Annotated in this window: 1 pseudogene; it reads right to left on the reverse strand. The window is 49.1% G+C overall.

Features of this window, described 5'->3' with window-relative positions:
• A pseudogene (locus tag G1O98_RS38395) lies at positions 1 to 905 on the reverse strand (bifunctional DNA primase/helicase); the annotation flags it as partial.

A 905-nucleotide genomic window follows, 5' to 3' on the forward strand; every position in this document is an offset into this window, starting at 1 on the left:
ACGCCGCAACGCTCATCACTCGTCAACGTACTGAGTAATTCTTTTACAGCATCAACCCCATCCTCTAAACGTTCAATCGCCAGTCGAGCATAATATTTAACCCGCTCCCACCAAGAATCACTGAGTTCTTCATCTGTGTCCATACCCCCCCGATTATTATCTCCATCTTCATTAATGGGGGGTGTGGACGGCGGGTTAATCCCATACTGAGCCTGTATTCTAGCTGCGTAAGCCGCATCTCGTTCAAGTGACTCTTGGCGTTTGCGTTCCCTCTCTTCCCGTTGCCTTTGCCGATACTCTAATACCTTCTGGGCAAACTCTACATCCTCAGTATTGAGCCGATAGTACCTAACGCGCTTACCATCTTCAAGCGGTCGCCGTGATTCAGTGGACAGACCAAGTTGAGCGAGATACTGCCCCAAAATCCAGATTGACGATTCATCAAGGGGAATAGTCAGGTTGAGGATACCTTTAACGTGAGATGCGTTGCGTTTGGAGAACTCAGCCAAAACTTGAATCATCGCTTCGTCCCCTTTGATCTCAACCCCAGACATGAGATCCATCAACACTGCCCTAAGCCCCAGCCGATGACGCATAAGCCACGCGGTAGAATGATTGCTCCAGTCAGTGCAAATAGCCAAGCGCTCACGTTCCGATTTATCACGTTCCACAACCACAGTCGGCGGTGAAACACACTCCCGCCCCTGGTCATCAGTAATCATTTCCCCAGGATCTGCCAATATCGCTTCAAGTGCGACAATCTTTTTTATTAAGCGTCCCCCATCATCTTGCTCAACCAGTTCAGGGGTTACGCTCATGCCATAAGTATCCTGTATGCGGAACTTCTCACATTCCAAAACCTCTTCTGGTTTGAGATAGTCTTGGTGCTGCCTAGCCGCATAAGT

This window comes from Nostoc sp. UIC 10630 (assembly GCF_010747425.1).
GTDB lineage: Bacteria > Cyanobacteriota > Cyanobacteriia > Cyanobacteriales > Nostocaceae > Nostoc.